Source organism: Streptomyces sp. NPDC032161 (assembly GCF_040636995.1).
GTDB lineage: Bacteria > Actinomycetota > Actinomycetes > Streptomycetales > Streptomycetaceae > Streptomyces.
The window spans coordinates 1-7,198 of sequence record NZ_JBEZVN010000078.1; the positions used below are offsets into that span (position 1 = coordinate 1).

The 7,198-nt window shown below is 67.8% G+C and carries 6 protein-coding genes and 2 pseudogenes; 4 read left to right on the top strand and 4 right to left on the bottom strand.

The features are described 5' to 3' along the window. Positions 1-26: 26 nt before the first annotated feature. Positions 27-299, bottom strand: a complete 273-nt coding sequence (locus tag AB0E67_RS35780; protein ID WP_362034947.1) for a hypothetical protein — start codon at positions 297-299, stop codon at positions 27-29. A 489-nt stretch (positions 300-788) separates the two neighbouring features. Next, a complete protein-coding gene (locus AB0E67_RS35785; protein ID WP_362034949.1) occupies positions 789-1,085 on the bottom strand; it encodes a hypothetical protein in 297 nt (98 codons plus the stop codon). Positions 1,086-1,330: 245 nt separating this feature from the next. On the opposite strand from AB0E67_RS35785, the gene AB0E67_RS35790 reads away from it, so the two are divergent. From AB0E67_RS35790 to AB0E67_RS35805, 4 genes and pseudogenes are all read left to right on the top strand, one after another. Further along, positions 1,331-1,942, top strand: coding sequence for a hypothetical protein (locus AB0E67_RS35790; protein ID WP_362034951.1), 612 nt, complete (start codon positions 1,331-1,333; stop codon positions 1,940-1,942). A gap of 598 nt (positions 1,943-2,540) precedes the next feature. Next, positions 2,541-4,057, top strand: a pseudogene (gene istA, locus AB0E67_RS35795) (IS21 family transposase); the annotation flags it as partial. Continuing rightward, a complete protein-coding gene (gene istB / locus AB0E67_RS35800) occupies positions 4,056-4,847 on the top strand; it encodes an IS21-like element helper ATPase IstB (protein WP_362034953.1) in 792 nt (263 codons plus the stop codon). The pseudogene istA and the gene istB, both read left to right, overlap by 2 nt. 106 nt (positions 4,848-4,953) lie before the next feature. Further along, positions 4,954-5,157 carry a hypothetical protein gene (locus AB0E67_RS35805; protein WP_362034955.1) on the top strand — a complete coding sequence of 68 codons (204 nt, stop codon included), beginning with the start codon at positions 4,954-4,956 and terminating at the stop codon, positions 5,155-5,157. Between the two features lie 109 nt (positions 5,158-5,266). On the opposite strand, the gene AB0E67_RS35810 is transcribed toward AB0E67_RS35805, so the two are convergent. Both AB0E67_RS35810 and AB0E67_RS35815 read right to left on the bottom strand, forming a co-directional pair. Next, the gene (locus AB0E67_RS35810) at positions 5,267-5,797 is read right to left on the bottom strand and encodes a hypothetical protein (protein ID WP_362034957.1); all 531 of its coding nucleotides are present in this window, start codon (positions 5,795-5,797) and stop codon (positions 5,267-5,269) included. Between the two features lie 470 nt (positions 5,798-6,267). Continuing rightward, positions 6,268-7,088 (bottom strand): annotated as a pseudogene (locus AB0E67_RS35815) (RHS repeat-associated core domain-containing protein); the annotation flags it as partial. Positions 7,089-7,198: the final 110 nt, after the last annotated feature.

Genomic DNA, 7,198 nt, shown 5'->3' on the forward strand with positions numbered 1-7,198 from the left:
CTTGAACTCGGGCGAGTAGACCTTCATCACCATAAAAGATGCCTCCTGCTCGGCCCCTCCCGGGGGCCGGGCTCAGAGTTGTCCACCACTCGGGGGCAGGTCCCGGCGCCGGTGATCAGGCTGGACTGCGACTGGTAGGCCAGCGGAAGGCGCTTGAGCAAGCGTTCCAACGGGTGATGCTCGGCGAGCATCCCGCGGTGGCGTACGGCCGGTACGCGGTGGGTGGCGAGCGTGTCGATCAGAGTGGTGACCAGGGTGGTCTTGCCCGACAGATCAAGGCCGTCAACGAGGATGCGCACAGCGTCGTCTCCTTCACCGTCATGCCCAGGAGAGCCAGAAGGAGCAGGGCACCGGACTCACGCGGCAGCCAGCACGCCAGACGCGTGACAGACGTCTACTGATGGACGGCCAGCCGCCATCCGGTGCCCTGCTCGAGGTGATGCGGCTCCGGAAGACCGCAGATCCAGAATCTGCCGTGAGCCAGGTCACGAACCAGTACCGTGAGGGTCGCGAACCGTGGCGAACAAACACCTTCCCTCGCACCAAGGTTGAGGTGGCGTCAATGACACACGGCCCCGGAAACCTCGATCTGCAGATCCTCATCCAGGCCAGCGGCCTGTCCAACGGCGAGCTCGCCCGCAGGGTGAACGCCCGGGCACACCGCGCCGGACACCGGCAGATCGCCACCGACGCCACCCGAGTCCGTCGCTGGATGGACGGAGAACAACCACGCCCGCCCATCCCCGGACTCCTGGCCGAAGAACTCTCCGAAAAACTCGGAACCCCCCTCACCCCGCGAGCTCGGCCCCGTTCCCACCGGCATGTCCCTGGATACGATCCAAATACCGCTGCTGACAGAACCAGCGGCGGAGACCCTTGCCGCATGGACCCGGATGGACCTGCTGATGCTCGATCGCCGCGAAACCCTCAAACTCGCCGCCGGAGCACCGCTGATCGCCGCCGCCGGACACCTCCTCGGCGGCACCGCCGGCTCCCTCAACCGCGCCGAAGCCGGTTTCAACACCGACAGCGTCGCCGCTCTCGAAGAAATCACGGCTCAGTTCGCACGGATGGAAGCCGCCCACGGCGGCGCCCTTTACCGAGCAGCAGTCGTCGGCCAGCTCAGCGAAACCGCCCGCCGCGTCCGCGACGGCATACCGGCGAGCCTGCGCACCGCGTCTTCGCCGCCACCGCCGACCTGGCTGCACTCGCCGGCTGGACCAGCCACGACGCCGGCCGCTACGCCACCGCCCAGCGGTACTGGTCCTACGCCATCTACGCGGCCGGCGAGGCAGGCGTTCCAGGCCGGGGCGCCGAGATCGTCACCCGCATGTCACACCAGATGATCTACTTCGGAAACCTCCGCGACGCCCTCGGTCTCCTGGAACTGGCCGCAACACGCGCCAAACGCGACGGGCAGGTCCTGGTCCAAGCCCTGGTGCAGTCCCAGACCGGACGCGTACACGCCGCCCTCGGCGAGCCCAAACAGGCCGCCCGGCACCTCGACCACGCAGACGAACTCCTCGCCCAAACCACAGCCCCCGCGCCCTCCTGGGTGGCCTACTTCGACGCCGCCGAGCATGCCGGAGCCCGGGCCGTAAGCGCCCGGGACTTGACCAACCAAGGCCACCGCGGTCACCCCGCCAGCCCTCACTTCCGAGCAGCCCTGTACCTCCGCGCACCTGGCTTCGACCGCGTGCGCGCGATGGACAGGATCGGGCTCGCCGCTGCTCTCTTCGATGAAGGCGAACCGGAACAGGCAGCAGCCGCCGGACGCCAGGCCCTGGACAGCGCAGGCATGCAATCCTCTCTTATCGCCTCCCGCCTCAACACGCTCCTGGCAGCAGCCCGGCGATACCAGACCACCGAGATCACCCAGCTCCGCGCCCGAGCATCCGAGATGGCGGTCCACACGCCCGTCACATCGGACATCGCTGCCTGAAATCCCTGAAGGACAAGAGGAAGACGCCCCCGGCTTGTTCGCACTCAGCCCCGGTAGCGCACCTTCCGCGTGGAGCCGCCGCCCGGGCCATGCGCCTGAGGCCTTCCGGTGGCGAGTGAACTCCACTCACCACGACCTCCTCGCCGTAACACGCCACCTCTCGAGAAGGTCTCCCAGTCCCTTGCCCACCAACGGCTGAGGCGCCAGAGCCGGGCTGGTGAAACGCCTGGACACTCGTCGGCTGCCGATCCTCGGGCGCGGCAGGAGACCAGCGCCTGACACCCCGCCGCTCACACCGCCTGCTCCAGACGCTGCGGCTCCGCCTCGCTTGCACGAGAGCTGCTGGCTCTTTACGTACTGCTGAGACATCCCGCCCGACGGCAATGGGCATCCTCTACACCGAACTGGAACGAGGCATCGGACGGCGGGTCGGCCGGGCCATCTCTGAGGCTCTGGGGAACCTGGCGTGACGGCGGTCTCCGTAAGCTCCCCGATGGCGGCCATCTACGGCGCAATCTGTGGCCACGGGGTTTCCCCGGGTACGGCCAGATTTCTCCCCGCTCGCTCCGAGTAATCCCGCTCGGCGAAGCTGGAGCGGGTGAAGAACAGCAGGGAGATCCTGGAGGCGTACGACCTCACGGGGAGTTACCGCGCCGCGGCCGAGCTGGCCGGGTGTGACCACCACACGGTGGCCCGGTACGTGAAGATGCGGGCCGCCGGCCAGCAGCCCGACAAGCGGCGGCACCGGGCCCGGCAGATCGACGACTATCTGCCGAAGATCGAGGAACTGGTGGTGCGCTCGCAGGGCAAGATCCGCGCGGACGTGGTCCACAAGAGGATCACTGCGATGGGCCTCACGCGCGGGGAACGCACCACCCGCCGCACCGTCGCCGAGGCGATAGCCCAGTTCAGGGCCGGTCGGCGGCGGGTTTATCGGCCGTGGGTGACTGAGCCGGGGCTCTGGCTTCAGTACGATTTCGGCGACGGGCCGGTGATCAAAGGGCGCAAGACCACGCTGTTCTGCGCGTGGCTGGCCTGGTCCGCTTCCGCGTGGTGATCCCGATCTGGGACAAGACGCTGCCGACGATCACCGCATGCCTGGACGCCACGCTACGCAGGATCGGCGGGGTCCCGGCCTATGTCCTCACGGACAACGAGAAGACGGTCACCACCGACCATGTCGCCAGCATCGCGGTCCGCAATCCGGAGATCGTCGAGGTGGCCCGCCACTACGGCACGACCATACGTACTTGTCTGCCGGCGGACCCGGAAACCAAGGGCGGCAGCGAGGCGACCGTCCGCGTCGCGAAAGCCGATCTCGTGCCCCGGGACGTCAATCTGCGCGAGCAGTACCAGACCTTTGGCGAGCTGGAATCCGCCTGCCGGGCGTTCTGCGAGGAGATCAACTCCCGCCCGCACAAGGTGACCCGGTGCAAGCCGGCCGAGCGGCTCGCCGAGGAACAGCACAGGCTGAACCCGCTGCCCAAGCGTCCGTTCACGGCGGCGTTCGGCACCACCCGCCGGGTCTGCTGGGACTCGACGATCTCGGTCGAGGCCGTGCGCTACTCGGTCCCGCACGAGCTGATCGACACTCGGGTCTGGGCCCGCTTCAACGGCGACGAACTGATCGTCACCGCTGTCGGCGAGCACGGCTCGGCCCGTGAGGTCGCCCGCCACCTGCGCGGACAGCCCGGTTCCCCGGTCCTGGACGACGCCCACTACCCGCCCCGCGAGGACAAGAACGCCGACCGCACCCCGCGGGCCACGAACGCAGAAGAAGCCGCGTTCCTCGCGCTCGGGCCGGGTGCCGCGTCCTGGCTCGTGGAAGCCGCCGCGGCCGGGGTCCGCAGGATCAAGGCGAAGATGGCCGAGGCCATCGCCCTGTCAAAACTGCACTCTGCGGCGGACGTTGACCGCGCACTGGGCACCGCCGCGGTCACCGGCCGGTTCGCCGACAAGGACCTGCTGTCCATCCTCGACTACCAGGCCGTCCACGAGCAGACCGAGCCCCACCGCCGCAGCGAGGACCACTCCCTGCAGCCGGGAACCTCCGCATGGTCCGCCTACGGCCTGCCCGCCACGACCTCGGACATCTCCGAGTACGACGAAAGTGATGGCCACCCCTCTTCGCACCGTCCCCGGCACCAACGGCGACCCCTTGGCCGAGGCCATCGAGCTGACCCGGCGGCTCAAACTCCCGCACATCCGCCGGTCGTTGACCGACATCATCCCCACCGCGAAGGCCCAACGCTGGGACCCGGCCGAGGTCGTCCGCGTGCTCCTAGCCGAGGAGGCCGCCGGACGCGACCGCGCCAACCTGCACACCCGTCGCAAGCGGGCCGGGTTCCCCACCGGCAAGACCTTCGGCGACTGGGACGAGGCCAAGACCTCGATCTCCAGGGCCACCCAGGACGCCCTCAAGACCTCGGAGTGGGTCGGGCGCCGGGAGTGCTTTTGCATCTGCGGGCCAAGCGGCACGGGCAAGAGCCACTTCACCGAGGCCCTCGGACAAACCGCCATCGAGGCCAGCCTGGCCGTCTCATGGTTCACCATCGAGGACCTCGGCTCGCTGGTCCGCCGCCACCGCGCGGACGACTCGATCGCCCGGGCCCTCGCGAGGATCATCCGCTCGGTTCTGATCATCGTCGACGACATCGGGCTCCTGCCCGTCTCCGAGGACGCTGCCGAGGGCTTCTACCGCTTGGTCGATGCTGCCTACGAACGCCGCTCGATCGCGGTCAGCAGCAACCTCCACCCCTCAGGCTTCGACGAGATCATGCCAAAGACCCTGGCCACAGCCACTGTCGATCGTCTGCTTCACCATGCCCATGTTGTTGTCACTCACGGTGATTCATTCAGGCTGACCGAGGCCACCACCGGAAAGGGGGTGAAGCCCTTCAGCTGATCCACACCGACCGAAGGCGGGGAGATATCTGGCCGCCAGTGGGGGCTGCAAGCTTGCCACCAGCGGGGATGTCTCAAGGCCGCCAGCGGGGAGTCCCAGGAGACCGTTGACACTCTTGAAGACCTTGGAGGAGGACATCAGCGGCGGCCCGCTCGCGAACAGTTCCATCAAGGAGCTGTCACGGCGGATGTACGAGGCGATCGCTCCCGTGGTCGACCGGATCGAGAAGGGCAAGTCGCCCGTCGAGGTCCCCCAGGCCGTCATCAACGACGCTGTCGCGCCTGCTGGGCCGACGCCCTCGCCCAGCTGAAAGCGCCACGCATGCAGAGACGAACGGGGTACTGCTGGCTGAGGGACGAGCCCGCCCAGGAGGAAATCTCCAGGCCCAGGCCAGGCAGCGCCCAGCCGTACCGGAGGGATCAGGCCGGGAGCGACCTGACGACATGGGACGTGACGGAGCAGAGCCAGGCCGCTCCGGCGGGAGTGCGGGTCGGGTGGGGGGCGATGTTGTGGTCGGGGCAGAGTGGCCAGACGAGGCGGTCCCGGTCGGCGAGGATGCACTGGACGCCTTCTGCGGTCTCGACGGAGATGTCGATCGGGTCGACGCCCTGCACTCTCTCGTGGCCGACGGTGAGCTGGCCGGTCGGCTCCCGCCTGCTGGGCGGCTCGCAGAACACGGGTACGTCGAGGGCGCGGCCCGTGTCCTGGCGCACCTGCGTGAGCAGCGTGGCGACCGTTCGTTCGGCGATGACGCGCCGGTGCGTGTTCAGGAGAGGAGCGAAGCGGGCGGCCGGCATGGCGCCGTTGCGTGTGAAGGTGGCCCAGAGGAAGTCAAGGACTTCCCGGGAGTCGAGATGGTCCGCGAGGTCGGTGTCGAGCTCGTCGGAGAGCACACGGAGCCAGGCCCGGAACGCCGGGTCGTCCGCTGCCGGAAAGGGTTCTGTAGACATGTTGCTCCGCTGTGGGTCCCGGCCGGCGTGAACCGCCGGCCGGGACCCATGGTGTGTCAGGAGTAGCGGCCGCCGCCACCGAAGTTCTGCCCCACGCTCCAGGCGTACCGCCGCCCGCCGCGCGTGGCTGTGCCCCACGCGGAGAACATCACGGAGTCACCGGGGTCGAGTCGGCAGGTCCAGATGTAGCACTTGTACCAGCCGCGTCCCTTGGAGTCGTTGTTCGAGTACCAGGCACCGTGGAATTTGTAGCTACCGCGCTCGCCGTGGCTGTATACGCCTGACTTGACGTACTGCCCGCGGATGTGGATGTACCACTTGAATCCGGCGTGGATCCAGGCTCTCGCCCAGGACTTGCGGAAGTGGAAGTCCCAGTTCAGCGAGCACCGCCATTTACTGTCACAGATACGCCGGATGCGTATGCATACGTCCTGTCGGCACTTCGACTGGACACGCTCCTTCAGCCGGGTACCGTCGAGGTCCTCCATGTTCTGTGGGTCCGCGCAGGCGTAGTCGTAGGCGTTGCAGCTGCCGCCGTTCATCAGGTCGGCCGAGAGGAAACGGCCGGTCTGCGGGTTGTACAGCCGCATGCCCATCAGGAGGACGCCGCTGAGCGTCTCATTGGAGCGCAGGTGCGCGCCCGTCCACCCGTATCACCGGTTCGCGGATTGCCGTACTCGTCGTTGTCGAGGGCGACGGGCGCTTCTGCGGAGTCCAGAGGCAGCGCCAGGGCGATGTCACCATGAAGATTGGACAGTTGCAGGACGACCTCACCGGACGCGCCTGTGGTCGCGGCGAGGCCTGTCGTCGACGCGGAGGCCACGTTACGGGTCAGCGTGCCGGTACCAGTGTTCTCGATGATCCATCGGGGACTGTCACCGTCGGCGCCGTAGTGGTTGACCTTCGCCCCGGTTCGGGTCCAGGCACCGGCGCTTTCCTTGTCGATCGTCCAGGAACGGAGCCGACGGGAGGCGTCGAGCTGGAAGGTCTGCCGTTCGCCGTTGGCCGTCTGCTGGTGGACGAGGTCGTTGGCGTAGTAGCCGAACGTGCCGTGTCCGGGGACGGCCGTGGTGCGCCCGAATGCGTCGTAGATGTAACCGGAGTCGACGAGCCGGTCGGCGCTGTCGTACGTGTAAGTCTTGGTGGTCCCCCCGGTGCCTGGGCAGTCGGTTCCTGGAGCGCCGGCGGCACTGGTGACGGCGGTGCGGTTGCTTCGCTTGTCGAAGGCATAAGTACGCCGGATGCAGACCGTCTCGGACGTGTCCTCAACCGAGGTGAGCCTGCCGGCTGAAGTTTCCCCGTGATCTCGGACACGTGATCGTTATGCCGCGAGGGCGTGCTGGTGCCGCTGTCTGGTCTCGGTCGGGGTGAGGTAGCCGAAAGTCCGGTGCTTTCGCAGGC